Here is a 25,191-nt window from a genome sequence, read left to right on the forward strand (position 1 = left end):
CAGGGGCAGACTCGGCCGCCGTGTAGGCCTTGTAGATGTCGGCATCGACAAACATCCCGCGCTCCAGGAGGCGTTCGATCTGCTCATCCCGCTGTATCACGTAACCTTTGCGCAGCAAAAGCTGCCCTGAGGCGTCCAGAACGTCCCAAGGCAAAGCTTCATTCACGCGAAGCTGACTGGCGCTCAAGCGATGCATTGCAGCCACCTGGCCCTCCCGAACAATACGGTCTCTCAGCGGACTATCGGTCGAACAGGCTGACTGTTGAGAACATATTGCATGCTCAGGTGAGGCACATCACGCCACATTGCCTCGCTCCCCGTCAACGCAAATGAAAAGCGTTGATTTCCGGCGGTAAAAGCAGCACCTGTCAAAGCTTGCGCAACACGGGGAGCGGCCGAAACCAGTCCAGCCCTCCGGGCCTCAGGCCGTCACGGCGCAGGATGTCGCACAGCACCATCTTCTTCAAGCAGGACCTCCCCATTCGGCCCCCAATCCACAGAGAGAATGCCGGGCTCCTTCAGCGCGATCTCCGCACGTGCCAGCTGCTCGCGATATTGCGGATCCTGCTCGGCGCGACGCTCATCCGCCAGACGCTGCTCTTCGCGCTTCAGGCGGGTGATGGCAATACCCTCCTGCACGGCACGCACCACCTCCGACTCGTCCCAGGGCTTGGTCAAAAACCGCACGATCCCGACGTCGTTGATCGCCGCCATCAGTACGTCAAAGTCTGTCGCACCCGAGAGAATCATCCTTGTCGTATCCGGCTGCAATGTACGAAACGCATGCAAGAAGCTCAGTCCATCCATGAAGGGCATGCGGTAATCGCTCAGCACCAGATCGAAGCTGACCTGGCTGGCACGCTGCAAAGCAGCGGCTGCACTCTCAGCCGTCTCCACGACCACGTTCATCGAGACCAGCGCTGGATCGCGGCGCAACAGGCGCTGAAGCGCGGCAAGTACGTGGGCCTCGTCATCAACAATCAGGATTCTCGAACTCATGCGGCCTCCTACTTTTCCGTCCTGATCCAGACACTCAGATCTTCGTCCCGCTCTGCGTGCTCATGGAACTGACGAGCCAGCAGCTCGTCAATCACATAGTCTGCTGCGAGGAGCAAAAGCCCTTCCCGGCTCAAAATATCGCGTGCCAGCACCATCCCGGGCTCCAGCTCCGACATGCGGAGACAACGCTCTGCAGGCTGCGGGCTCTTGCCCGCCAGGCCGAGAAATGCATCGACGACCTCGGGGTCGTAGCGCGAGCCTCTCCCTGCAATGAGGTGCTCACGCGCTTCCTCAACGGTCAGACGACGGCCGAACAAGGTACCAATCTGCGCAGCGTCATAGTCGTTTGCCACCGCAAGGATGCGCGCTCCTTGTGGAATCGACAGCCCCGTTAACCCGTCAGGGTAGCCCTGCCCATCAAAGCGCTCATGATGGGACTTGATCATCGCGGCCACGTTGCGCAGATGCGGCAACGGCGTCAGTGCCAGGGCGCCATTGGCGGCATGCTTGCGCATTGAGCCCAGCATGTCTCCCGACATCTTCGAGACAGGCACGCTCATCACTGCATCGGGCAAACCAATCTTGCCAATGTCGTGAAGCAAGCCTCCGACCATGACCTCCTGTGCCTCATGCGCGGCAAGCCCAAGCTTAAGCGCGATGCGCCTTCCTGCTTCCGCAACGCGACGCGAGTGCCCAGCCAGGTGCGGGGCCCGCAGCTCAAGCAGGTTGGAGAACACCTGAATGGTCGTGAAAAGGCTCTTCTTCAGCTTCTCCTGCGCCAGCACCAACTCCTGATTCGCTGACTGCAGCTCACCAGTACGTTCGACAACGCGAGCCTCAAGGGTCTGGTTCAATGAACGCAGCTCTGCATTCTGTGCCTCCGTAAGTGCCTGCAAGCGCTCACGCTCACGCGCCAGACCGCGCAATTCGACACCCTGCCGAATGACTTGCAACAGCTCATCTTCCTGCCAGGGTTTGGTCACATACCGATAGATTCCACCCTCGTTCACGGCGGAAATCGTGGACTGCATGTCTGCATAGCCGGTCAGCAGCACACGCACCGTCTGCGGCCACTGGCGCCTCACTTCGGCAAGAAGCGTCGCCCCATTCATGCCTGGCATGCGCATGTCCGAAATGATCAGATCCGCTGGCGCCTCCGCCATCATCGCCAGGGCTTCCGGCCCGTCGTTGGCCAGACGCACCGCATATCCCAATGGGCGCAACATACGACGCAGCGACTGCAGGATGTTTGCCTCATCATCAACCAACAAGAGCGCAGGCGCAGAATCAAACCCCATTGGCCAATTGCTCGTCGACGGCGGTGTTGCCACCTCGCTCATACCCCCACCTCCTGCAAGGCCGGCGCTTCATCCGGCTGACGGCGTGGCAGCACGACACGGAACCGTGTCCCCTGTCCCACGCGTGAATCAACCTCAATGCGCCCGTTGTGCTTCTGCACGATGCCATACGAGAGCGACAGACCCAAACCCGTTCCCCTCCCTATCGGCTTGGTCGTGAAGAACGGATCGAAGATGCGGCCCAGTGTTTCCTCGCTCATTCCGCAACCGTTATCTTCGATCTCGACCCACACCTCGCTCTGATCACAGCCCGTCCGCACGACAATGCGTCCGCCCTGACGTCCCTCAAGTGCATGACCGGCATTGACCAGAAGGTTCATGAATACCTGGTTGAGCTGCGACAGCAGGCAATGCACCAGCGGCAAAGTCCCATACTCCCGCACTACCTCAGCGTGATATTTGAGCTCATTGCGTACGATATTGAGCGTGGAATCGAGCCCCTGATGCAGATCCGCCTCTTGCCACTCGGAGTTGGCATCAACGTGCGAGAAATCCTTCAGATCCTGAACAATTTTCCGGACGCGCTCAATGCCTTCACGCGACTCACGCATGAGCGCCTGGGCATCCTCCTCAAGAAAATCCAGATCAAGCTTCTCGCGCAGATCAGCGAGGCCAGCGCGCAATCCGGGATCCGATATCTGTGGCTCGGCGGTACGGTAGCGCGCAATAAGTGTCAGCATCTCGTTGATGTACTTCTCGAGACTGCCGAAGTTCGAGAACACGTAACCGATCGGATTATTGATCTCGTGTGCGACACCTGCCGCCAGCTGGCCAATGGATGCCAGTTTTTCATTCTGCACGAGCTGATTCTGTGCAGCCTGAATCTGCGCGTTAGCCTCCGCAAGCTTCATGTTGAGATCGGTCAATTCGGTGTAGCGCGTTCGCAATGACTGCTCAGCCTCTTCCCGCTTGGCGATGTCCTCTTCCAGCGCGCGTTTGGCGACCACTAGCTGTTCGGTACGCTGGCTGACCAACTCTTCGAGTTGATTGCGAGAATCACGCAGCGCCTGCTCGGCACGCTTGATCTCCGTAATGTCCACAACTGTTTCGATTGCGCCCATCACACCGCCCTGTGCGTTGCGAACCGGCGCAGCCGTGAAAAGCAGCCATCGCCCGCCATCGCCCATTTCGGGAAAGTAACTGAACGACTCCAACCCACCCTCTACGCGATCAGAGCGACTCAACGGGCCTGGGTAGACCTTGCAAGCATCCTCATACGAGAGACCATCCACAATCATGTCAGCCAGCACGGGCTGGGCATGGTCATAGAACGGCTTCCAGTGATTGCGCGTCCCGATCATGCCACTCGCCGGATACCCCACCACAGCCTCGCAAGCCCTGCTCCAATGCATCACGACATGATCGGTACTGATCAGGAATGCGGCGACCGGGTTGGCATCGAGCAGATTGCGCACCGTGCGCCGTAACTCCATCGCCTGCACCTCGGTAGCGGGGGCTGTCTCGGCCTGCGCGGCCGTCAGGACGATGGCCCGTGTGTGCTGCGAACCGCCGTCAAGCTCGTGCAGCAGAATTCGCCAACAGCGCCCCATGCCATCTGGCCGTGTCAGCAGCTCGCGCGAAGCCGAACCCACAGGCGCGTCATAGGCTGAGACCAACCACGCACGCAGGCGCGCAATGTCATCGCCGTCCGCAAGCAGGGTCAACAGATCTCGACCAATCAGTCGCTCAGCGTCTTGTCCCAACATGCGTCCAACGCGATCCGAGGCACGAATGATCGTGCTGCCATGGACAGCCACCACGCCAAACCCCAGACGATCAAGCAGATTGTCCTCACCCGTGACGGGACGACTCATTATGGTCGTCGGAGCATTCATAAGTATGACTCCATCGTCATGGCTGAACGGAGGGACCGCCAAGCCTCACACATTCGATCGGGGGCAGAGAGCATCAAGCGAAGTGATGGCTCATCGATGAAACCGACCTGCTCCAGTTCGCCCGAAGCAACAGCATTGCAGCGTGCGATGACATCGGCGACATGCACAATGCGGACAAGCAAGTCTGCGTCGGCAGGAGGAGCTGCGTGCTGTGCAATCGCCCGAACAAGGGACGGAGGAAAATGCCAGCGCACAGCCAGCGCTTCGCCAATCGCCGCATAGTGCGGCAACTCAAGCTCTGCGGCAGCGCTCGCCCAGTCACAACGCCTTGCATCGCAATATGCCGAAATTGCAGCCTGCTGATCAGGCATGCCAACACACAACGCCAAGCGCCCCAGACCATGCAATAGACCCGCGACAAATGCGTGTTCTGCAGCAGCCCCTCTCCCACCTGCCAAGGCGCGGCAGCAAACTGCACTTGCCAAAGCCTCGCGCCAGAATCCATCTGTCGCAGCAGCCACCGCACCGCTGCCACGCAGCGCTTGTGACATGGAGGCCGCGAGTATCACCGAGCGCAGACTACGCAGGCCGATCACTGTCGCGGCTTCCTGCAATGACTGCACTCGTCCGGCAAGTCCGTAGAAAGGCGAGTTGGCCACGCGCAATACCTTGCTGACCAACGCAGGGTCGCGCCCCAGTCTCGCGGCAAGCTTTGACAGGTCTACCTCGTCCGGATCGAGATCGGCAAGCAGCTCGCTTACCAACGCAGGTACGCTGGGCAAGTCACGCAGCGCGTTCAGGACGTCCTCAACCGTTGTCGGTCTCATTGTCCTCTCCGCCCAACGTCAACTGCGCCAGCTCAAGCAAGGCCCGCTCCAGATCAGCTGACAATCCCGGAGGTAACCCGCGCGACAAGCGTGAAGTAACCTCAGCCAGATCAACCTGCCCGTTCAATGACCCAACGGAAGCTGCAGGTGTACTGGAGGCAGTATTCATTTCAGACCTCCTTCGCGAAGAAAGCCAGCAGGCGCCCACGCGGTTCGCGCCCATGCCGCAGGTAGGCAGAAAGCACGCGATACCTGCAGCCCCCGCGTTCAAACATTGCCTCTGCACGCTCAATGCCTGGAGCGAGCAACCCAGAGAGTTCGGAGGGCAGCACCGCCATCGCATCCATTCCGACCATGGGCAGTTCAAGCAAAGACTCCATCGCATCGTTGGCGACGACCACCAGGCCATCTCCGTCGACACCAAGAACCGGCAAAGGCAAGTCCGCGAGCAATTCGTGTGCAAACTGCAGCGAGACTTCATCCAGCAGCAACGCCTCTTGCCGCTCATCGAGCAATGCAGTCATGCGCTGGTTGGCCGCACGCAGCTGTTCTTGCAACTTCAGATTCTCGTCTTCAACGCGCTTATGTCTGACAGCCTCCAGGATATGCCGGCGCAGCTGCTCGTCATCCCACGGCTTCGTAAGAAAGCGATAGACCGAACCTTCGTTGATCGCACGGGTTACGCTCTCCAGCTCGGTATATCCAGACAGAACGATCCGGACGGTGGACGGATAAAGCCGACAGGCTTCCTTGAGAAACTCAGTCCCGGTCATGCCCGGCATGCGCTGGTCGGAGACGATGACGTCGATCTCGACCTGCTTCAGGATCTCCAGGCCCTCTGCCCCGCTGCCTGCCACGCGGATCTCATAGCCGTCTCGCCGCAGCAGACGACGCAGGGATGAAAGGATGTTCTCCTCATCATCCACGAGCAGGAGACGCCCCGCCGTCGTGGCTTCGCTACGTTCCATGCTGCAGGTCATCAAGCCCATGCTGCACTCCCTGGCCCCGCTTTGCCTCAGGCTGCGGAACCGTTGTGAATCCGGCAGGTAGCGGAAGCGTCGGGGGGTGCGCTTGCCGATCAGGCTGCCCTGACCGTATCAACGGGCGAAATGCAGATGTCTTGAGTAAAAATGTGTAGCGATGACTCAGGCGTGACGACGCTGATGCGTACGCAACACCGCAAGAAACGCCTCGCCATAGGCAGCCAGCTTGCGGTCGCCGACTCCAGAGAGCTCGTACAGCTCGTCCTCGGTCTGCGGCCGTTTCTCCAGCATTTGTTTAAGCGTTGCGTCGCCAAAGATGACGTAAGCCGGCACGTTCTGCGCCTCTGCCAGATCTCGCCGGCACTGCCGCAATGCCGCCCACAGCGTACGCGCCTCGTCGGATTCAAACTCGATCTCGCGCCGCACGCTGGCGGCCCCGCTGGGCGCGGATTCGCGCACCTTGCGCGCCATGAAGCCAGTCTCACCACGCAGCACCGGCCGACAGGCCTCCTGCAGGATCAGGCCGCCATGCTCGTTCACGCCGATGAAGCCCTGCGCCACCATCTGTCGCAGCAAGGAGCTCCATTGAGCATCCGACACACTCTTGCCAATGCCGAAGGTCGTCAGGTGCTGATGACCGCGCTCCGTCACCTTGGCCGTCTCACGCCCCTGCAAGATGTCGATGAGGTGACCCGCGCCATAACGCTGTCCGCTGCGATAGATCGTAGACAACGCCTGTTGAGCTGCCACACTGGCATCGAAGGTCTGGGGCGGCGTCAGGCACATGTCGCAGTTGCCGCAGGGTGTAGAGGCCTCACCGAAATAACGCAGCAGCACCTCGCGACGGCAAGCCGGTGCCTCCGCATAGCCGAGCAGCGCATCAAGCTTCTGCCGCTCGACACGCTTGATTTCATCCGGCGCCTGCGACTGCTCGATCATCTCGCGCAAAAGCACCATGTCCTGCAGGCCATAGGCCATCCAGGCATTCGAAGGCAAACCATCGCGCCCTGCGCGACCGGTCTCCTGGTAATAGGCCTCCAGTGACTTGGGCAGATCGAGGTGCGCAACAAAGCGTACGTCCGGCTTGTCGATCCCCATGCCGAAAGCAATGGTGGCGCACATCACGATGCCATCACCCCGCACGAACTGAGTCTGGTGCGATTCACGCACAGCAGCATCGAAACCCGCGTGGTAAGGCAAGGCACGGATGCCCTCACTTTTGAGCCAGGCAGCGGTCTCTTCCACCTTCTTGCGCGACAGGCAATAGACGATGCCCGCGTCGCCATCGTGATTGGCGCGGATGAAGCGCAGCAACTGCTTGCGCGGATTGTCCTTCTCAACAACGGTGTAGCGGATGTTGGGCCGGTCGAAGCTGGAGAGGAAAACGCGTGCATCGTGCAGCGCCAGGCGCTCGACGATCTCCTGGCGCGTTGCTGCATCGGCTGTCGCCGTCAGCGCCACCCGCGGCACATCGGGGAAGCGCTCATGCAGGATGGAAAGCTGGATGTACTCCGGCCGGAAATCGTGTCCCCACTGCGACACGCAATGCGCTTCATCGATAGCAAACAGGCCGATCCGGGCGCGTGTCAGCAGATTCTGAAAACGTGGCGTCAGCAGGCGCTCCGGAGCCACGTAGAGGAGTTCCAGGCTGCCATCCACAAGCTGACGCTCGATCTCGTTGGCCTCATCAGGCGTCAGTGTCGAATTGAGATAGGCCGCCTTCACGCCCAATTGGCGCAAGGCCTGCACCTGGTCCTGCATCAGCGCGATCAGGGGTGACACCACGAGGCCGCAGCCGGGACGCAACAACGACGGGATCTGGTAGCAAAGTGATTTGCCACCCCCGGTCGGCATCAGTACCAGCGCGTCACCGCCCCCCTGAAGGTGCGCCACGATGGCCGCCTGCTCGCCACGAAACGCTGCATAGCCAAAGGTGTGGCGCAGCACGTGCAGCGCGGGGTCTTGTTCGGGGGAGGACACGAAAGCTTCAGGGGAATGCATTGCCCGGCATTTTGCCAGCAATCGGCCGCCACGCAGCGAGGGCGTCAGCCGCGGCTTCGCGTCACCACTTCAGCAAGCTTGGCCCCCAGTAACAAGCCCAGTCCCATTGCGCCGACCACGAAACCCGACTTGAACAGACTGGCCAGCGTGCTCGCCACCAGCTCGGGCGTGGCGGCAGTGCCTGCCATCGCGATATCCATGGCACCGCCGATGCCGCGGAACATCAATACACCCGGCATCATCGGCACGGCGCCCGCAAACGCCACCGCCGCAAACGGCACGCGCAGCTGGCGCACCATCTGCGCCGCCATCATGCCGATAGCCAGGCAGGCAAAGAAGGTCGCCATCTCCAGCGACACATTGTGAGCCAGGCAAAGGTAGCGAATGCCATGACCGACCATGCCGCACGCAATCGAAGTCCACAGCACGCGCCAGGGTGCGTTGTAGAACGCACCAAAGCTGCACGCAGCGATACCCGCCAAAAGCACATCCAGCCACAGCGGAATGGCATCTGCCGGCGTGTGCCAGGGCGGTACGGTGCTCATGCCCAAAGTAATCCACCCGCCCAGAAAAATCCCCATCGCCGCGGCAAGAAGGATGGTGCAAGCCAATGCCAGGCGCGGCACGCCGGTCTGCATGTGATTCTCGACCACATCGTAGAGTGCGTTGATCAGATGTGGCCCCGGCACCAGCATCAGGGCCGGCACGATGAGGCAGATGCCTGGTGTCGTCGTCCAGCCCAGGGCAATGACTGAGCCCCCCAGCAGCGAGCCGATCAAGGCTGCGGTGAAAGGCAGGGCGAACAGCATGACGTGACGCTTGGCGAGCTCTTGGCGCACCAACAATCCCAGGGCCGACGACAGGGCAATCACACTCATCGCAACGGCATCGCCATTGAACAGGGCCGCCAACGCTGCGGCACCGGCACCGAAGATCGTTGCCAGCAGCCAGCGATTATGGCGCCCAGCCTCGCGCTCCACAGACTCCAATGCAGTTTGCGCAGCGGGCAACGACAGCTGCCCGGCGGCGAGTTCGTCGAGCAGGCCATTGACCTTGCCGCTCACCGCGATGTTGATCCTGAACTCCGGCGCCTGCGCATGCACATGGCTGCCCTGCGCCGTGTAAATCGTCACCGTGCGGTATCCCACGGCCACCGTCACCGGCAGGCCCAGCACTTTTGCGGCTTCGGCCAGCCGGCGACGGATCAGCTCGGTGCGGATGTTGTACTCGAGCAGAAGGCGCGCTGCGAGCTGCAGGAAGCGCAGGACATCTGCGGAATCACCCGGAAAAATACTGGAGAGCGGGCTCGTGTCAGGAGGCATGACATACACCGGAGCAATGACAAACGTGGTTGATGATAGCCCCCACCCTTGACGAAGAAGACTGACGCAACGCAACAAACCACGTTCTGCCAACTGAGACATTGGCGTCCGCGTCCGCCAAGCACTTGAAATCGCGGCAGCTTTGCCGCAGCGCAGGATGGTAAAATCGCCGGCTAACCGCCACCTGGCTTCGCGCCCTGCTCCATGACCCTCTCCACCACGCTCAAGCGCCTTTTCGCCCTGCTATGCAGCGCCGCGCTGATCGCCTGGTTCGTGCTCGGCGGTGACCGCGAAGCCCAATTGGCCGCGCTGGGGCAAAGGCTTGCGCGCATCGACGGGCTCCAGCTGGCCGGGCTGATCGCCGCGTTCGCAGCGACCTACCTGCTACGCGCCGGGCGCATCTTCGATGAGTTCAGCCACTTTGCTGCACCCCCGACTCAGCCCTTACGGGCCGATCCGCCCGCCGAGGGGGCCGGAAAAGTCTTGGGGCGGCCCGGCGACTTTTCCGCGGGCCACGTCCGCTTCGCCAGCATCCTGCGCCTTTCGCTGATCCACAACGCCATGGTCAATGTGCTGCCTTTCCGCAGCGGTGAGGCGACCTTCCCCATCCTGCTCAACCGCTGGTTCGGGGTGCCTACCGCACGCGCCATCGCCGCCCTGCTGTGGCTGCGCCTGCAGGACGCTTTCGTCGTATTGGCCCTTGCCGCCCTCGTCTGGCCTGACTTGCCTGCTGCCTTGCGTGCGATGTGGATCGCGGCCGTGCTGCTGGCCGCCTGGGGCATTCCGCACTGGGCGCGTAATCATGACGCCCTGCTCGACCAGGCCAGCCATAGCAAGTTCGGCCGACTGGTCACAAAGTTCCGCAGCGCCCTGGCCGAGTCGACCCACGGCGCCGGCCGCTCATGGCTGTGGACCCTCGCCAACTGGTCGCTGAAGCTCGTCGCACAGGCCTGGGCGCTATCGCTGCTGCTCGGCGCCAGCCTGCAGTCCGGCCTTGCCGGCGCCATGGGGGTGGAACTCGCCGCCATACTGCCGATCCAGGGGGTAGCCGGATTCGGCACCTATGAAGCCGGCGGTGCGGCCTTGCTGCGTACGCACGGCATAATGCTGGCCGACGGCCTGCAAGCCTGCCTGATCCTGCACCTCTTCGTCATCGCCTGCGCCCTCAGCGCTGGCGCGCTGGCCGCCGTGCTGCTGCCCGGCCAGTCCCCCGCATCGTCTTCAACTACCGAAAATACCCACGCATGAGCCTTGCACTCGAAACCCTGCCGCCCCACACCCTGTCGGTCGTGGTGCCCATGTACAACGAGGAAGAAAGCGTCGACCCCATGGTCGCCCGCGTTCACGAAGGGCTGGCCGACTACCCCTGGCCCTGGGAGCTGGTGATCGTCGATGACGGCAGCTCTGACGAGACCGTCACCCGCCTGCGCGCCGCAGCACAGAAGTACGGCCCTCACGTGCGCCCCATCGAGCTGATGCGCAACTTCAAGCAGACCGCCGCCATGCAGGCCGGCATCGACGCGGCGCGTGGCGACGTCATCGTCACGCTCGACGGCGACCTGCAGAACGACCCCGTCGACATCCCGCGCATGGTCGCCCGCCTCTTGCGCGAAGACCTCGACCTCGTCGCCGGCTGGCGCAAGAACCGTCAGGATGGCCTCTGGCTACGCAAGATCCCGTCACGCATCGCCAACCGCCTGATCGCGCGCATTACCGGCGTCAAGCTCAACGACTACGGCTGCAGCCTCAAGGCCTTCCGTGGCAGCGTCATCAAGAGCGTGCGCCTCTACGGCGAAATGCACCGCTTCATCCCCGCCTGGCTGGCCACCGTCACCACGCCTCGCCGCATCAAGGAAGAAGTCGTCGAGCACCATGCGCGCCAGTTCGGTCAGAGCAAGTACGGCATCTCGCGCACTTTCCGCGTGATCCTCGACCTCATCTCGGTCTACTTCTTCATGCGCTTCCGCACCCGCCCGGGCCATTTCTTCGGCAGCGTGGGCCTTGCTGCCGGCAGCGTCGGGGGCCTCATCCTCGCCTACCTCGCCGTGCTCAAGTTCGTCATGGGCGAATCCATCGGCGGCCGGCCACTCCTCATGGCAGGCTTCTTCGCTGTCGTCATGGGCGTGCAGTTCGTGCTGACCGGGGTGCTGTCCGAGACGCTGGCGCGCATCTACTTCGAGACTGGCGCCGCTCGCCAGTACGAAGTGCGGAACCCGCAGACCTTTGCACAGGACGAAGCCTGGAAGCGCTGATGGCAATTTGGGCGCTGCCCATTATCATCGCCCTGTCACGCTGATCCACGGAGAAAGCCATGATCGACACCTCGCGCATCACCCTCGACGCCGGCAAACGCGGCGGCAAGCCATGCATCCGGGGCTTGCGCATCACGGTGTATGACGTGCTGGGCTGGCTCGCCGACGGCATGAGCGAAGCAGAGATCCTCGCTGACTACCCCGAGCTGGAGCCGGAAGATATCCGCGCGGTTCTGGGCTTCGCTGCCCAGCGCGAGCGTGACATCAGCAGTCTGCGTACTTGATGAAGCTGCTGCTTGACGAAAACCTGTCGCGCAGGATGATTCCTTTCCTGCTCAATGATTACCCCGCCAGCAGTCAGGTCGCCCTGCTTGGGCTCGAACGTTTTTCCGATCGCGAACTGTGGGAACACGCGCGGAACAACGACTACGTACTGGTCAGTCGTGACGCCGACTTTCATGAATTGAGCCTGATCCAAGGACAACCACCCAAGCTGATCTGGCTGCGCCTCGGCAACTGCGACAAGGCAAGCGTCATCCGGGCCTTGACGGAATTCCGCGACGCCATCGAACAAGCCCTGATTGCCGAAAACAAAGCCTGCATAGAGATCGGCTGAGCCGCCCCACACCATGACACTCCGTTTTTCCGACCGCCAGCTCAAGTGGCTGCTGTTCCTGCTGCCGCTGGCGGCATTCCTGCTCAACCTGGGCGGCATGCCGCTGTTCGACGTTGACGAAGGCGCCTTCTCGGAAGCCACGCGCGAGATGTTCGAGCGCCACGACTTCCTGTCGACCTGGCTCAATGGCGCGCCGCGCTTCGACAAGCCCATCCTTGTTTACTGGTTCCAGGCGATCTTCGTCGCGCTGATCGGCGTGAACGAATGGGCGTTCCGCCTGCCCTCGGTCATCTCGGCAGCGCTGTGGGCCTGGGCGACGGCGATGTTCGTGTGGCCGCGTGTAGGCCGCAACGGCGCCATCTTCGCCGCCACCATCGTGACCACCTCGCTGGGCGTGCTGATCATTGGCCGCGCGGCGACCGCCGACTCGCTGCTCAACGTGCTCATCGCACTCGCGCTGTTCGACAGCTGGCGCCATCTCGAATCGGGCCAGCGTGCACCGCTGCTGCGCAGCTACGTCTGGATCGGCCTCGGGGTGCTCACCAAGGGCCCCATCGCCCTGCTGGTGCCGGGCGCGACGACACTGATCTACTGCCTCACCGCCAGGCGTTTCAGCGACTGGTTGCGCAGCGTCTTCGACTGGCGCGGCTGGCTGATCCTGCTCGCCATCACCGTGCCCTGGTATGCGGCTGCGCTGGCCATCCATGGTCAGGCTTTCATCGATGGCTTCATCCTGAAGCACAATGTCGAACGCTTCTCGGGTTCGATGGAAGGCCACTCCGGCAGCATCTTCTACTACGTCGCCATCGTGCCGGCGCTGCTGCTGCCCTGGCTGACCTGGCTGTTGCGCAGCGTGCGCGACATCCGCAGTGACTTCAGCGATCCGCTGCGTCGCTTCCTGTGGATCTGGTCGCTGTTCGTCATCGCCTTCTTTTCGCTGTCCGGCACCAAGCTGCCGCACTACGCGTTGTATGGCTGCACGCCCCTGTTCGCACTCATCGCCCTCAACATCGACAAGCTCGGCACCGCAACACGCAGCGTGCGTCTGGCCGTGCTGCCTGCCATCCTGCTGCTGTGCATCTTCGTCGGCCTGCCCTCCCTGCTCGAAGACGCCCTGCAACGCGGCTGGGTCAAGGACGCCTACTACCAGCTGCAGCTCGGTCGCGTCAGCGAGCTGAAACTGCTGGGGTATCACGTCATCGTTCTGCTGTGCTTCGCCATCTCGCTGCAGTCCCTGTTCACCCTGCATTCCGAAGCCTGGAAGCGCAGCGCCATCGCGGCAAGCGTCTGCGCCCTGGCTGTTGTCGCCGCCGTCGGCCCGCTGACTTCCGAACTGTTGCAAGGCCCGGTCAAGCGCGCCGGCATCGCCGCACGCCAATACGCTGGCGAGCCCATGGTGCTGTGGAACTTCCACGCGCCCAGCTTCAGCGTCTATCGCGAAGGCGTCACGCCCACGGTGCAGGCCGAAGCTGGCCAGATCGCACTGACCCGCGTCGACCGCCTCCCCAAGGATCGCAAGATCGAAGAGCTGTTCCGCGAAGGTGGCGTGATCCTCCTGAGGGTCAAGGAATGATGGCCGCCGGCAGCAAAGGCACGGGCCGCGCACGCCTGCTGTTTGCCTGGCTGGTCGCACTCACCTGCTACCGCATGTGGGTCGCGGGCGGTCTGGGCGTCTCACTCTACGTCGACGAAGCACAGTACTGGACCTGGGCGCAGGATCTCGACTGGGGCTACTTCTCCAAGCCACCCGTGATCGGCTGGTTGATCGCACTGAGCACGGCCGTGTTCGGCGACGGCCTGCTCGCCGTCAAGCTGCCTGCCCTGCTGCTGTATGCCGGCACGAGCTGGCTGGTGTTCCTGCTCGGTCGCCAGCTCTTTGACGAACGCATCGGCCTGCGCTGCGCGCTGACGTTCTCGCTGCTGCCTTTCACTGCCATCTTCAGCCTGTTCGTGTCGACCGATGCGCCCTTGCTGTTCTGCTGGGCGCTGGGCGTGCTGGCTTTTTCGCGGGCAATAGCGCTGGATCGCTGGCGCGACTGGCTGCTGATGGGTGTGGCAGTGGGCCTCGGCACCCTGTCGAAGTACACCATGCTGTCGTTCGGCGCCTGCGCCCTGCTCTACTTGCTGGTGGACCCCGAGCGTCGCCGCCAGCTCGGCAATCCGCGCCTGTGGACGGCGGTCGGTCTGGCCTGCCTGCTGATCCTGCCCAACATCCTGTGGAACTGGGCGCATGACTTCCCGACCCTGCATCACACTGCCGACATCACCCACGTCGACGGCCACAACGACAAGAGCGGCAATGCGCTCGAATTCATCGCCGGGCAGATCGGCTCTCTCGGGCCGCTGCTTGCCATCGCCTTCATCGCCACCATCGTGGTGCTGATCCGTCATCCACGTGACGACAGGTATCAACTTCTGCACGCCTTCAGCCTGCCCCTGCTGGGCATCGTGCTGCTGCAAGCCTTCCGCTCCGAGGCCAACGGCAACTGGGCCGCGCCTGCCTTCATCACGGCTTGCGTGCTGGCGGTGCACTGGCTGTCGCGCTTCAAGGCGCGCTGGTGGATGGCGGCCGTCGCGATCAACGCGTTCGCGATGGTCATGCTCTATCACTACCAGGACATCTTCCGCTGGATGGACAAACCGCTCACCGCCAAGCTCGACCCGCTCAAGCGCGCACGCGGCTGGCCACAGCTTGCCCAGCAGCTGCGCCCCATTCTCGCAGCGCATCCCGATGCCATCGTGGTCGCCGAGAACCGCACGCTGATTGCCCACATGCGCTACGAACTGCGCGACATGCGCACCGACTTCCTCGCCTGGAAGCCGCAGCCGCGCGCGCAGGACCATTACCAGCTCACCACGCCATTCAGCGCGGACGAGATGAGCCGCACTGTGATCTTCATTACCCAGTCCGACCCCGCGCCGGTGGCCGAGCGCTTCGCCTCGCAGGAGAAACTCGCCTACCTCACCGTGCAGGGCGCCAGTTTCCGCCGTGAGATGAGCGTCGTGCTGCTCAAGGGTTTCCGCGGGTATCAGTAATGAAACCGCAGGAAATCCAGCGCGATGGCTGGATCAGCATTCCTGCCGTACTGGTGCAGGAATCCGGCGTGCTGCGTCTGCGCGAACCTGCCACAGCGGATCGCCAGCGCCTGATCCACCAGCTGCAGGACAACATCTACCCGCGCCCCTTCGTGCTCGACGACGGTGAGGTGCGCCGCCTGCAGTTCAGCCTCAAGCTCGTGCAGAGCGAGATGCGCATCGCCGACCCCACAGCCCTGGCCCTCGCCTACACGCGGGCCATGACGGGCTTCCTGCTGTTCCACCCCAATCCGCGTCATCTTGTCATCGTGGGTCTGGGCGGCGGCTCGCTGGCCAAATGGTGCCATCGCCATCTCGCACGCAGCCGCATCACGGCACTCGAATACTCTGCGGACGTGATTGCCTGCCGCGACTGGTTCGCCCTGCCGCCCGACGACGAGCGCCTGCAGGTCATCGAAGCCGAAGCGGCCGGGTGGTTCACGCAGCACGCCGGTGACACGCGTGCCGACGTGATCCTGCTCGACGCCTACGACGAGGACGGTCTCGCGCCACAGCTGTGCACCGAGCCCTTCTATGTCGACCTGCGCGCGGCCCTCAAACCCGACGGCGTGCTCGTCGCCAACATCTCCGGCTACGGCCCGCTGACCGAGACCCACATCGCGCTGATGCAGCGCGTGTTCAATGATCGCGTCGTCGTCATCGACGTCAGCAGCGAAGGCAACCGCATCGCCTACGCCTTCAACAACCCGGCACATCCCCCCGCTTGGGGCAGCCTGCTGCGCCCGGCCAAAGCGCTCGACGAACGCCATGATCTGGATCTCGCCACGCTGCTGCGGGACATGGAAAAATCAGCCCGTCGCCAGAAGCGCAAGTCACGATGATCTTCGCTGAGCCCGCATGAGCTTCGTCCCCATCATTCCCGCCACACTCGAACTCGACCCGCAAGGCGTGCCGGTGTCCTCGCAGTTCGGCGACGTGTACCACTCCGCCAGCGGCGCGCTGGATCAGGCCCGTCACGTCTTTCTGCGTGGCAACGGCCTGCCGGCACGCTGGCAAGGGCGCCAGCAATTCGTCGTCGTCGAGACCGGCTTCGGCCTTGGCCACAATTTTCTCGCCACCTGGGAAGCCTGGCGCGACGATCCCGCCGCCTGCACACGCCTGCATTTCGTATCGGTCGAAAAGCATCCCTTCAACGCGCACGACATGGCAGCGGCACATGCCAAGGCTGGCGCGCCCGCCGACCTGTCGGCACGACTCATCCGCCATTGGCCCATGTTGCTACCCGGCTTTCATCGGCTGGAGTTCAGCGAAGCCAACGGCCGCAGCGTATGCCTGACCCTTATGTTCGGCGAAGCCAGCGATTGGCTTGCGCAGTGTGTCGCCACGGCGGACGCGATCTACCTCGACGGCTTTGCGCCCGCGAAGAATCCTGCGATGTGGTCGCCGGAAGTTTTCAATGCGCTGGCGCGACTCGCCGATAGCGTGACCACACTGGCCACCTGGTCCGTATCGTCGGCAGTACGCAAGGCACTCACCGATGCGGGCTTTGCCGTCGAGAAGACACAAGGCTTCACGGGCAAGCGCGAAATGCTGACAGGGCGTTTCGAGACAACGCGAACCGCCCGCAGCAGCGAGCCACGCGACGCCATCGTCATCGGCGCCGGTCTCGCCGGCACGGCGCTCTGCGAGCGGCTCGCCGCACGCGGTTGGCGCCTCCAGTTGCTTGAATCCCGTAGTGCGCCAGCGCAGGGCGCGTCGGGCAATCTCGCGGGCGCGTTCCGCCCCCTGCCCAGCCGTGATGACAACCTCATGGCCCGCATCACTCGCGCTGGCTTCCTGTTCGGCCTGCACGATCTCGCCCGGCTTGCCGAAGTCGGCGAGCCAGTGCGCTGGGCGCAATGCGGCGTGCTGCACCTGGCGCGCGATGCGGCCCAGGCGCGCAAGCAGGCGGACACCGTTGCAACGCTCGACGCCCCCGGCGAATACCTGCAGTGGTGCGATGTCGCTGCAGCCACCGCACACGCCGGGCAAACCACAGCGCAAGGTGGCTGGTGGTTCCCCCAAGCGGGCTGGATCAATCCTCCCAGCCTCTGCGCCGCCCACCTCGCAATCGCCTCACGCCATCCATTGTTCAGCGCCCGCTTCGACCAGCACGTCGACGCCGTACGCAAGGTGGCGGGCCAATGGGAAGCGCTGGGCACAGACGGCCAGGTCATCGCGCGCGCGCCGCAACTGGTCTTTGCCAACGCGCACGACGCCAGTCGCTTGCTGCGGAATCTAGGCAATGGCGAGTGGCTGCCGCTCTTCAGTGCGCGCGGTCAGGTCAGCCACCTCGACGCCGCACACTGCGCGCCACTGAACACCGTGGTCTGCGGCAGCGGGTACGTGACCCCTGCCATCGACGGCTGGCAGCCCACGGGCGCCACCTTCGTGGTCAATGATCCGGACAGCGCACTGCGCGAAAGCGAACACGCCGAAAACCTCGACAAACTCGCGCGCATGTTGCCCGATGCCTTCACGACGGCAGACGCCATCCCCGTGCGAGGCCGGGTGGGCCATCGCCCTGTCACGCCCGACCGCCTGCCCGTTGTCGGCGCCCTGCCCGATCACACCCGGCTGTGGCTGCTGTCAGGCTTCGGCGCACGCGGACTGGTCTGGGGCGCCCTGTGCGCCGAGCTGCTCGCCAGCCTCATGAGTGGCGAACCGCTGCCGCTGGAACGTCCACTGACCGACGCTCTGTCCCCCTTGCGATACCGCTCGTCGCAGTCTTGACGCGATTACGTGATGTTTTACGCAACTTATCGGTTTTGTCATTTCTGTTGATTCAGGCAGCTGATAGGCTTCGTTCCATGGTTTCGTTTCATTGCGAACCATGGTGGTCCTGGATCTGCCTTGCAGCCGGATCATGCATCGACTCTCTCCTTGAGCCCCGCCGCAAGCGGGGCTTTTTTCTTGTCCGGCGCCATCGCTCCGAGCTGCACTGAATCAATCGTCATTCATGACAATGAAGTGACAGAGGCCCGCAAAGTCACTGAAATCAACAGCCGTCCGCCGCATATCTGGAAACTCTACAAACGACTCGCCAGCCAGAACGCGCGTGCTAGTTTCCAGACGCCGCTAACGACGCAACTTTTCTTCCGTGCTTCTCGGGTAGCGGTTGCCGCCGCACAGCGTGCAGACGGCATGTACTCTCTCCATTCAGAACCCCGTGCCTGGCACGGGGTCTTTTTTTGGCGACGACCTCCTCAAGCCGTCATTCCCGCGAAGGCGGGAATCCAGCGTCGTACGAAAAGGCACTGGATTCCCGCCTTCGCGGGAATGACGGTGTTGATCGACTCAGGCCCGAGGTTTTCAGGAGCGCGCGCCCTCCGCAATGATTCTTTTCTTCTGACTTACCCGCCCGTATTCCTGAAAGAATTTCGTCCCCTTGCGGGCATGAACGGTCGGAATCCGCGCTGAACGGCTAAAATCCGTCGCTTCCCCAGCCACGCAGCCAAGGCGCGCAGCACGCAGCCCGCCAGCCATGTTCGAAACGAATTCCTCCATTGATCTGCAGAAGCAGATGGCCGAACGCCAAAGCGACACGGCCGGCGCCAGCAGCAATGCCCGTTACGCGATCTTCTATGCGCCCGAACCCGGCTCGCCGCTCGACGATCTCGGCAGCCACTGGGTCGGCCGCGACGCGATGATCGGCATACCCCTGCCCCAACCTGAAGTGCCGGGCATTCCGCCCAGCCAGCTCGAAACGCTCACCGAGGCGCCACGCCACTACGGCTTGCACGCGACCATCAAGTCGCCGTTCCGCCTCAAGAGCGACGAATCGGCGCAGAACCTCATCGCTGCGCTTGAAGACTTCGCCAGCCGGCAGGCCCCCGTCAAGGTTCCACTGACCCTGCACGAGCGCGAAGGCCTCATCGCGCTGCGCCCTGCCGCCCCGTCGGCAGCACTCTCCGCCCTGGCCTGGGACTGCGTGCGCGCCCTGGACAACTTCCGCCAGCCCATGAGCGAACGCGAAATCCAGCGTCGCGCCGTGGGATTCACACGCCGCCAGCGCGAGCTGCTCGAAGCCTGGGGCACAGCCCAGGTCGACGACCTTTTCCGCTTCCACATCACCCTGTGTGCCCGCGCCAGTGCGGCGGAGTCGGCAGCCATCCTGCGCTTTCTCGAGCATTACCTCGAACCCGCCTGCAGAGCACCGCTGTCTATAGACAACCTCTGTGTGTTCGAAGAACGCGACAACGAACCCATGCGCTGCCGCGCACGCTTCCGCCTCGGTGGTGGCTGAGCGCCCGACTGCTAAACTGCGCCTCTCTGCACACGGGAAGCACAGTCATGGAATGCAAGATCAAATGGGCCGGTGAGGCCAAGTTCATCGCCGAAACCGGCAGCGGCCATGCCATCCTCATGGAAGGCGCAGGCGACCTCGGTGGCCAGAACCACGCTCCGCGCCCCATGGAAATGATCCTCGCCGGCGCCGGCGGCTGCACCGCTTACGACGTCGTGCTCATCCTCAAGCGCGGCCGCCACGCCATCGACGGCTGCGAAGTCGAACTCAAGGCCGAACGCGCCGAGACCGACCCCAAGGTGTTTACGAAGATCCACTACCACTACACGGTGCGTGGGAAGAACCTCAAGCACGAGGTCGTCGAGCGCGCTATCAAGCTGTCAGCCGACAAGTACTGCTCGGCGTCGATCATGCTGGGCAAGACGGCGGAGATTACGCATGACTTCAGTATTGTGGATAGAGCTGACTGACTTAACCAATCTGCTCATGCGTACCAGCGTTTTCTGGCTGAGCATTGGTTCAGCCTTGGCGGGAATGGGGTTTTTAACCGCAGCACTTGCATTGACTGGGTTTGGCAGCCAATCGTCCTGCGGAACGTGGGGTCTGAACTGTACTTTCAAAGCACTTGTCTGGCTGTTCGGTTTTGAGGGGGCCGCAGTTGTGCCGCTATGGCTGGGTGTCGCCGAGACATCAAGGGGCTCAACAATGAGATATGTCGCTCTGGGGCTTGCCTACACGACAACGCTGATGCTGGGAGTCTCGGTATTCGCCGGCTTTTGGGTGTTTGTTGCGGCAGCCTGATACGAACATGGGGCGCAATAAACATTGGGCATTGCGCCGCGTGTGTCACCAAGCATCCAGCCCGGTAACGTAAGCTCGGAAGGCGCACGCGTCGTGTTCCCGCAAACCGCGTGGGCACGCTGTTCCTGCCCGAGGACGCAATATCCGCTGGGGATTGCGTCGCTCTCGTTGAGGCGCATACCTGACGGCGCAATGCGCTTCGCTTATTGACGCCCTACCTGAACACCTGAAAACTCCACCACCCCAACGCACTCACCGCTCCACGTTGGGCTCCGCTTTGCTCAGCGCCAACCTACTCAACGATCTACCGGATCGCCTGAAAACTCCACCACCCCAGCCCCGTCATCGCCAGCGAACCGCACACGTGCAGGGCGATTGCCGCGAGCGCCCAACCGAGCGCCCCGCGCTGGAGCATCTGGAACACCTCGCCGGAGAAGCTGGAAAAGGTCGTGAGTCCGCCGAGGAAGCCGGTCGTGACGAGCAGGCGTATCGCCGGTGACAGCTCGGGCAGGGCGTTGATCCAGGCGAGCGCCAGCCCCATCAGGAATCCGCCGATCAGGTTCGCCGCCAGCGTACCGAGCGGCATGGCGGCGAGCAGAGGGTTGAGGAAGAGGCCGAGCCCCCAGCGCGCCCAGGCACCCAAGGCAGCTCCGGCGCCAATCACGCCCAGATGGATTGCAAGTGTCACTGACTTCTCTCCCCGATTGATGCGGCCCCGTGTCGTGTGATGCAGGTGCGGATGTAGGTGCGGCTTCAGCCGCACATGTCCGGCTGAAGCCGCACCTACGGAACCCGCAAGTTACTGTTCGCAGGGCGGATCAGAACTGCTTGTTGACTCAAGTCGCAATGATGGCATGTAAGCTTTGCCCCGTCCGCCCGGTCTATCGCTGCATGAGCCCCACAATCCGCCCCTCGACATGCTAGCCCGCCTCCGTCAGAAGCACTTCGACCAGGTCGTGCGCGCCTACAGCGCCGAGATGTATCGCTTCGCCTGGTGGCTGTGCCGCGACCGCCATGTGGCCGAAGATATCGTCCAGGAAGCCTTCACCCGCGCCTGGCACAGCTGGGACAGCCTGCGCGAGCCGGACAATCCCAAGCCCTGGCTGATGCGCATCCTGCGCAACGAACATGCGCGGCTCTACGAGCGCAAGCAGTTCGACTACGTCGACGAAGCCCCTGAAGACCTGGAAATCGCCGCCGACCACGCCCCCATTGAATTGCTGGAGCTCGAAAACCTCATCGGCAGTCTGCCGCTCTCGCTGCGAGAACCCTTTCTGCTGCAGGTGCTGGGCGGCTTTTCATGCGCCGAGATCGCTGCCGAACTCGACACCAGCGAAGGCGCCATCATGGTCCGCCTGACGCGCGCCCGTCAGGCTCTGCGCCAGTCACTCAGCGGTGAATCCAGCGCATCGGCAAGGAAGTCGTCATGAATACCCAGCTCCATCTCGTCTCTGGCAGCGCTTTCGGCTGCCTCGACTTTCGCCGCGAAAAGCTGGCTGATCCGCGTCACGTATCACCAGCCGCTACAGCCCACCTGCGCGAATGCGAAGCCTGCCAGCGCTTTGCGGCGCGCACCGACCAGCTCGAATCGCAGATCGCCGAAGCTCTTGCCGTCCCTGTGCCCGAGGGCCTTAACGACCGCATCATCCTGCGCGCTCGCCGCGAGCAACAGAGGCCCTGGCGCATGCTGGCGCTGGCCGCCAGCGTGGTGCTGACCGTCGCATTGGGCGTCAGCCACTTGCGTTCCGAATCAGGCTCCCACAACGCATCTCACCTCGCGCTGTCAGCCGCCGCACATGCCGGCGACGAAGCCGCCGAAATGCGCCAGCACCCCTCGCTGGCCGCCAGCCAGTTCGGCCTGATCCTGTCGAACTTCGGCGGCGACCTGCAGGCGCCCATCGGCCGCGTCGACTACATCCACTTCTGCCCTATCGATGGCTTCGGCATGGGTTGGCACATCCGCATGCAGACACCGTCAGGCGGCGTCACGCTGCTATTGGTGCCCGGCGCCAAAGCTGAAGTCGATAGCCAGACCGTCACGGTGAATGGCATGCAGGTGCTGATCCAGCGCGCCGGCCAGGGCTATTACGCGCTGATTGCCGATGACCGCAAGGCACTGGACGCTGCCGGCGCCGCCATGCAACGACAGGTGCGCTGGAAGAGCTGAGACTTGCCACGACGGGCACCGCAAACTAGACTAGTCATCTAACTAGTCATCTGGAGCCGCACATGCAAACCTGGCCCGTACAGGATGCCAAGGCCCGCCTCAGCGAGCTGCTCGATGCCTGCCTGCAGGAAGGGCCGCAAGTGCTCACGCGGCGTGGCGTGGAGACCGCCGTGCTGGTGCCGCTGGCCGAATGGCAACGCCTCAACGCCGCTGCACGTCCGTCCATCAAAGCCCTGCTGCTTGCCGGCAGCGCACGCGCCGAGATCCCCGTACCTGCCCGTGGCAAGGCGCAACGACGCACGCCGTCGGCCCTGTGATGTACCTGCTCGACACCAACATCGTCTCAGAGCTGCGCAAGCCACGCCCGCATGGCGCAGTTGTCACCTGGCTCAATGCACAGGCAGAAGCCGACCTGACCCTCTCTGCAGTCACGCTGGGCGAAATCCAGGCCGGCATCGAAATCACCCGCGAGCAGGATCCGCACAAAGCCGCCGAGCTGGATGCCTGGGCCAATCAGCTCGCCTGCGCCTGGAATGTGCTGCCCATGGACGCCGACACCTTCCGGCAATGGGCGCGGCTCATGCACCGTCACCGTCAATCCGACACCGTGTACGAAGACGCCATGATCGCCGCCACAGCCCTACAGCATCGACTCACGGTAGTGACGCGCAACGTGCGCGACTTCGCGCGCTTCGGGGTGCCACTGCTCAATCCCTTTGAAAGCTGAGCGACTGCGGCAAACCTGCCGTGTTGCGCCGCGCCGCAGCAGGGCGGGCTAAAATGTCGGCCTTCCAGCCGCCTGCGGGCGGCGCTTCACCCAGGACCGGGCACGTGACCGACAACAGCAACAAGCCGATACCGGCAGCCAACTTCCTCCGCAACATCATCGACGCCGACCTCGCGGCGAACAAGTTCGCGCAGCGCCGCTTTGCCGGCACGCCCGGCGACGCTGCCCACCATGCCGCGGGCCCGCTCGACACGGCGAAGATCCGCACGCGCTTTCCGCCGGAACCCAATGGCTATCTCCACATCGGCCACGCCAAGTCGATCTGCCTGAACTTCGGCCTGGCGCGCGACTACGGTGGCGTCTGCCACATGCGCTTCGACGACACCAATCCGGAGAAGGAAGACCAGGAGTTCGTCGACTCCATCCTCGACGCCGTGCAGTGGCTGGGCTTCGGCTGGAACGCCAACGGCACCGAACATCTCTATCACGCCAGCGATTACTTCGAGTTCATGTACCGCGCGGCCCAGTACCTCATCACGGCTGGCCACGCCTACGTCGATGCACAGAGCGCTGATGAGATGCGCGCCAACCGCGGCACGCTGACCGAGCCCGGCAAGGATTCGCCCTGGCGCAACCGCCCGGCCGCCGAATCACTGGCCCTGTTCGAGGAAATGCGCGACGGCAAGCACGCGGACGGCAGCATGGTGTTGCGCGCCAAGGTCGACATGGCGTCGCCCAACATCAACCTGCGCGACCCGGCGATCTATCGAATCCGCCACGCCGAGCATCACCGCACCGGCAACAAGTGGTGCGTCTATCCGATGTATGCCTACGCACACCCCATTGAGGACGCGCTGGAACAGATCACCCACTCCATCTGTACGCTGGAATTCGAAGATCAGCGTCCGTGGTATGACTGGCTGCTCGCACGCCTCGTCGAAGGCGGCCTGCTCGCCGCGCCCCTGCCGCACCAGTACGAGTTCGCGCGCCTCAACGTCACCTACGTCATCACCAGCAAGCGCAAGCTCAAGCAACTGGTGGACGACAAACATGTCGACGGCTGGGACGACCCGCGCATGCCCACCATCGTCGGCCTGCGTCGCCGCGGCTACACGCCCGAAGCCATGCGCCTGTTCTGCGAGCGCACCGGCACCACCAAATCGCACAGCCTCATCGACTACAGCAGCCTTGAAATCGCCCTGCGCGAAGACCTCGACGAAAAAGCCCCGCGCGCCATGGCCGTGCTGGACCCCGTCAAGCTCAAGCTCACCAACTGGGACGCCGTGTTCGGCGCCGGCCACGTCGAGCCCTGCTCGGCACCGGTGCACCCGCACCATGAAGACATGGGCCGCCGCAGCTTCAACCTCACGCCCGAGGTGTGGATCGAGCGCGAAGACTTCATGGAAGAGCCGCCCAAGGGCTATCACCGTCTCACTCCGCCGCGCACCGACGCGGCGGGCCTAGAACTTGCCGGTAACAAAGCGCGCCTCAAGTACGGCTACGTCATCGAGTGCAAGGGCTGCGAAAAAGACGCCGCCGGCAACATCACCGCCGTGCTGGCCGAGATCGTGCCCGACACCAAGAGCGGAACGCCCGGCGCCGACAGCGTCAAGGTCAAGGGCGTCATCACCTGGGTCAGCGTCAGCGAAGGCCTCTCTGCCGAAGTGCGCCTCTATGACCGCTTGTTCAAGGAAGAACACCCTGACGCCGGTGGCCGCGACTTCCTCGAAGCCATCAATCCGGACTCGAAGAAAGTCGTCACCGCCTTCGTCGAACCCGGTCTTGCCACCACGGAGGCCGGGACCAGCTTCCAGTTCGAGCGCCACGGCTACTTCGTCGCCGACCGCAAGGATCACGTCGCGGGCAAAGCTGTCTTCAACCGCAGTTGTACTTTGAAGGACAGCTGGGCCAAGTGACCCTGGTTCGTGGTACCACCACACTCCGTCATTCCCGCGAAGGCTGGAATCCAGTGGCTTTGCTAA

General features: G+C 63.1%; 26 protein-coding genes. 17 read left to right on the plus strand and 9 right to left on the minus strand.

Annotated features, from left to right (window positions below; translation table 11 throughout):
* Positions 1–429: 429 nt before the first annotated feature.
* From ABEA02_RS03990 to ABEA02_RS04025, 8 genes are all read right to left on the minus strand, one after another.
* Positions 430–999, minus strand: coding sequence for a response regulator (locus tag ABEA02_RS03990; RefSeq protein WP_345531535.1), 570 nt, complete (start codon positions 997–999; stop codon positions 430–432).
* 8 nt (positions 1,000–1,007) lie between these two features.
* Positions 1,008–2,339: a response regulator c-di-GMP phosphodiesterase, NosR family gene (gene nosR / locus ABEA02_RS03995; protein WP_345531536.1), complete on the minus strand. Its 1,332-nt coding sequence runs from the start codon at positions 2,337–2,339 to the stop codon at positions 1,008–1,010.
* A complete protein-coding gene (locus ABEA02_RS04000) occupies positions 2,336–4,171 on the minus strand; it encodes an ATP-binding protein (protein WP_345531537.1) in 1,836 nt (611 codons plus the stop codon). Before ABEA02_RS04000 ends, nosR begins: the two co-directional genes overlap by 4 nt.
* 17 nt (positions 4,172–4,188) lie before the next feature.
* Entirely contained in the window at positions 4,189–5,019 is an 831-nt protein-coding gene (locus ABEA02_RS04005; protein WP_345531538.1) for an HDOD domain-containing protein, read from the minus strand.
* A complete protein-coding gene (locus ABEA02_RS04010; protein WP_345531539.1) occupies positions 5,000–5,188 on the minus strand; it encodes a hypothetical protein in 189 nt (62 codons plus the stop codon). Before ABEA02_RS04010 ends, ABEA02_RS04005 begins: the two co-directional genes overlap by 20 nt.
* A gap of 1 nt (position 5,189) precedes the next feature.
* A complete protein-coding gene (locus ABEA02_RS04015) occupies positions 5,190–6,008 on the minus strand; it encodes an ATP-binding response regulator (RefSeq protein WP_345531540.1) in 819 nt (272 codons plus the stop codon).
* A gap of 156 nt (positions 6,009–6,164) precedes the next feature.
* Entirely contained in the window at positions 6,165–8,003 is a 1,839-nt protein-coding gene (gene recQ, locus ABEA02_RS04020) for a DNA helicase RecQ (RefSeq protein WP_425584656.1), read from the minus strand.
* Positions 8,004–8,047: 44 nt separating this feature from the next.
* Complete coding sequence (locus tag ABEA02_RS04025) at positions 8,048–9,325, minus strand: threonine/serine exporter family protein (protein WP_345531542.1); 1,278 nt, start codon at positions 9,323–9,325, stop codon at positions 8,048–8,050.
* Positions 9,326–9,529: 204 nt separating this feature from the next.
* On the opposite strand from ABEA02_RS04025, the gene ABEA02_RS04030 reads away from it, so the two are divergent.
* The 12 genes from ABEA02_RS04030 to ABEA02_RS04085 all read left to right on the plus strand — a co-directional run bounded on the left by ABEA02_RS04030 (position 9,530) and on the right by ABEA02_RS04085 (position 20,315).
* On the plus strand, positions 9,530–10,573 hold the full coding sequence (locus ABEA02_RS04030; protein WP_345531543.1) for a lysylphosphatidylglycerol synthase domain-containing protein: 1,044 nt from the start codon (positions 9,530–9,532) through the stop codon (positions 10,571–10,573).
* On the plus strand, positions 10,570–11,577 hold the full coding sequence (locus tag ABEA02_RS04035; RefSeq protein ID WP_345531544.1) for a glycosyltransferase family 2 protein: 1,008 nt from the start codon (positions 10,570–10,572) through the stop codon (positions 11,575–11,577). The genes ABEA02_RS04030 and ABEA02_RS04035 overlap by 4 nt, the downstream gene beginning before the upstream one ends.
* A gap of 59 nt (positions 11,578–11,636) precedes the next feature.
* A complete protein-coding gene (locus ABEA02_RS04040) occupies positions 11,637–11,861 on the plus strand; it encodes a DUF433 domain-containing protein (RefSeq protein ID WP_345531545.1) in 225 nt (74 codons plus the stop codon).
* Positions 11,861–12,193 carry a DUF5615 family PIN-like protein gene (locus ABEA02_RS04045; RefSeq protein ID WP_345531546.1) on the plus strand — a complete coding sequence of 111 codons (333 nt, stop codon included), beginning with the start codon at positions 11,861–11,863 and terminating at the stop codon, positions 12,191–12,193. Before ABEA02_RS04040 ends, ABEA02_RS04045 begins: the two co-directional genes overlap by 1 nt.
* A 13-nt stretch (positions 12,194–12,206) precedes the next feature.
* On the plus strand, positions 12,207–13,766 hold the full coding sequence (locus ABEA02_RS04050; protein WP_345531547.1) for an ArnT family glycosyltransferase: 1,560 nt from the start codon (positions 12,207–12,209) through the stop codon (positions 13,764–13,766).
* Positions 13,763–15,229: an ArnT family glycosyltransferase gene (locus tag ABEA02_RS04055; protein ID WP_345531548.1), complete on the plus strand. Its 1,467-nt coding sequence runs from the start codon at positions 13,763–13,765 to the stop codon at positions 15,227–15,229. The genes ABEA02_RS04050 and ABEA02_RS04055 overlap by 4 nt, the downstream gene beginning before the upstream one ends.
* Positions 15,229–16,110: a spermine/spermidine synthase domain-containing protein gene (locus tag ABEA02_RS04060; RefSeq protein WP_345531549.1), complete on the plus strand. Its 882-nt coding sequence runs from the start codon at positions 15,229–15,231 to the stop codon at positions 16,108–16,110. Before ABEA02_RS04055 ends, ABEA02_RS04060 begins: the two co-directional genes overlap by 1 nt.
* 16 nt (positions 16,111–16,126) lie before the next feature.
* On the plus strand, positions 16,127–18,001 hold the full coding sequence (gene mnmC, locus ABEA02_RS04065) for a bifunctional tRNA (5-methylaminomethyl-2-thiouridine)(34)-methyltransferase MnmC2/FAD-dependent 5-carboxymethylaminomethyl-2-thiouridine(34) oxidoreductase MnmC1 (protein ID WP_345531550.1): 1,875 nt from the start codon (positions 16,127–16,129) through the stop codon (positions 17,999–18,001).
* A gap of 180 nt (positions 18,002–18,181) precedes the next feature.
* Entirely contained in the window at positions 18,182–18,688 is a 507-nt protein-coding gene (locus tag ABEA02_RS04070) for a hypothetical protein (protein WP_345531551.1), read from the plus strand.
* Positions 18,689–18,752: 64 nt separating this feature from the next.
* Positions 18,753–19,514 (plus strand): DUF1045 domain-containing protein, encoded by a 762-nt coding sequence (locus ABEA02_RS04075; RefSeq protein WP_345531552.1) that lies wholly within the window; start codon positions 18,753–18,755, stop codon positions 19,512–19,514.
* A gap of 47 nt (positions 19,515–19,561) precedes the next feature.
* Positions 19,562–19,984, plus strand: a complete 423-nt coding sequence (locus ABEA02_RS04080) for an OsmC family protein (RefSeq protein ID WP_345531553.1) — start codon at positions 19,562–19,564, stop codon at positions 19,982–19,984.
* Positions 19,953–20,315, plus strand: a complete 363-nt coding sequence (locus ABEA02_RS04085) for a hypothetical protein (RefSeq protein WP_345531554.1) — start codon at positions 19,953–19,955, stop codon at positions 20,313–20,315. The genes ABEA02_RS04080 and ABEA02_RS04085 overlap by 32 nt, the downstream gene beginning before the upstream one ends.
* A gap of 304 nt (positions 20,316–20,619) precedes the next feature.
* On the opposite strand, the gene crcB is transcribed toward ABEA02_RS04085, so the two are convergent.
* On the minus strand, positions 20,620–21,003 hold the full coding sequence (gene crcB, locus ABEA02_RS04090; protein ID WP_345531555.1) for a fluoride efflux transporter CrcB: 384 nt from the start codon (positions 21,001–21,003) through the stop codon (positions 20,620–20,622).
* 229 nt (positions 21,004–21,232) lie between these two features.
* Here crcB and ABEA02_RS04095 point away from each other — a divergent pair, with 229 nt between their 5' ends.
* The 5 genes from ABEA02_RS04095 (at position 21,233) to ABEA02_RS04115 (ending at position 25,125) form a co-directional block, all read left to right on the plus strand.
* Positions 21,233–21,745, plus strand: a complete 513-nt coding sequence (locus ABEA02_RS04095; protein WP_345531556.1) for a sigma-70 family RNA polymerase sigma factor — start codon at positions 21,233–21,235, stop codon at positions 21,743–21,745.
* On the plus strand, positions 21,742–22,482 hold the full coding sequence (locus ABEA02_RS04100; RefSeq protein ID WP_345531557.1) for a DUF3379 family protein: 741 nt from the start codon (positions 21,742–21,744) through the stop codon (positions 22,480–22,482). Before ABEA02_RS04095 ends, ABEA02_RS04100 begins: the two co-directional genes overlap by 4 nt.
* 62 nt (positions 22,483–22,544) lie before the next feature.
* The gene (locus ABEA02_RS04105; RefSeq protein ID WP_345531558.1) at positions 22,545–22,799 is read left to right on the plus strand and encodes a type II toxin-antitoxin system Phd/YefM family antitoxin; all 255 of its coding nucleotides are present in this window, start codon (positions 22,545–22,547) and stop codon (positions 22,797–22,799) included.
* The gene (locus tag ABEA02_RS04110; RefSeq protein ID WP_345531559.1) at positions 22,799–23,209 is read left to right on the plus strand and encodes a type II toxin-antitoxin system VapC family toxin; all 411 of its coding nucleotides are present in this window, start codon (positions 22,799–22,801) and stop codon (positions 23,207–23,209) included. The genes ABEA02_RS04105 and ABEA02_RS04110 overlap by 1 nt, the downstream gene beginning before the upstream one ends.
* A gap of 104 nt (positions 23,210–23,313) precedes the next feature.
* The gene (locus tag ABEA02_RS04115) at positions 23,314–25,125 is read left to right on the plus strand and encodes a glutamine--tRNA ligase/YqeY domain fusion protein (protein ID WP_345531560.1); all 1,812 of its coding nucleotides are present in this window, start codon (positions 23,314–23,316) and stop codon (positions 25,123–25,125) included.
* Positions 25,126–25,191: the final 66 nt, after the last annotated feature.

The organism is Viridibacterium curvum (genome assembly GCF_039544165.1).
Taxonomy (GTDB): domain Bacteria; phylum Pseudomonadota; class Gammaproteobacteria; order Burkholderiales; family Rhodocyclaceae; genus Viridibacterium; species Viridibacterium curvum.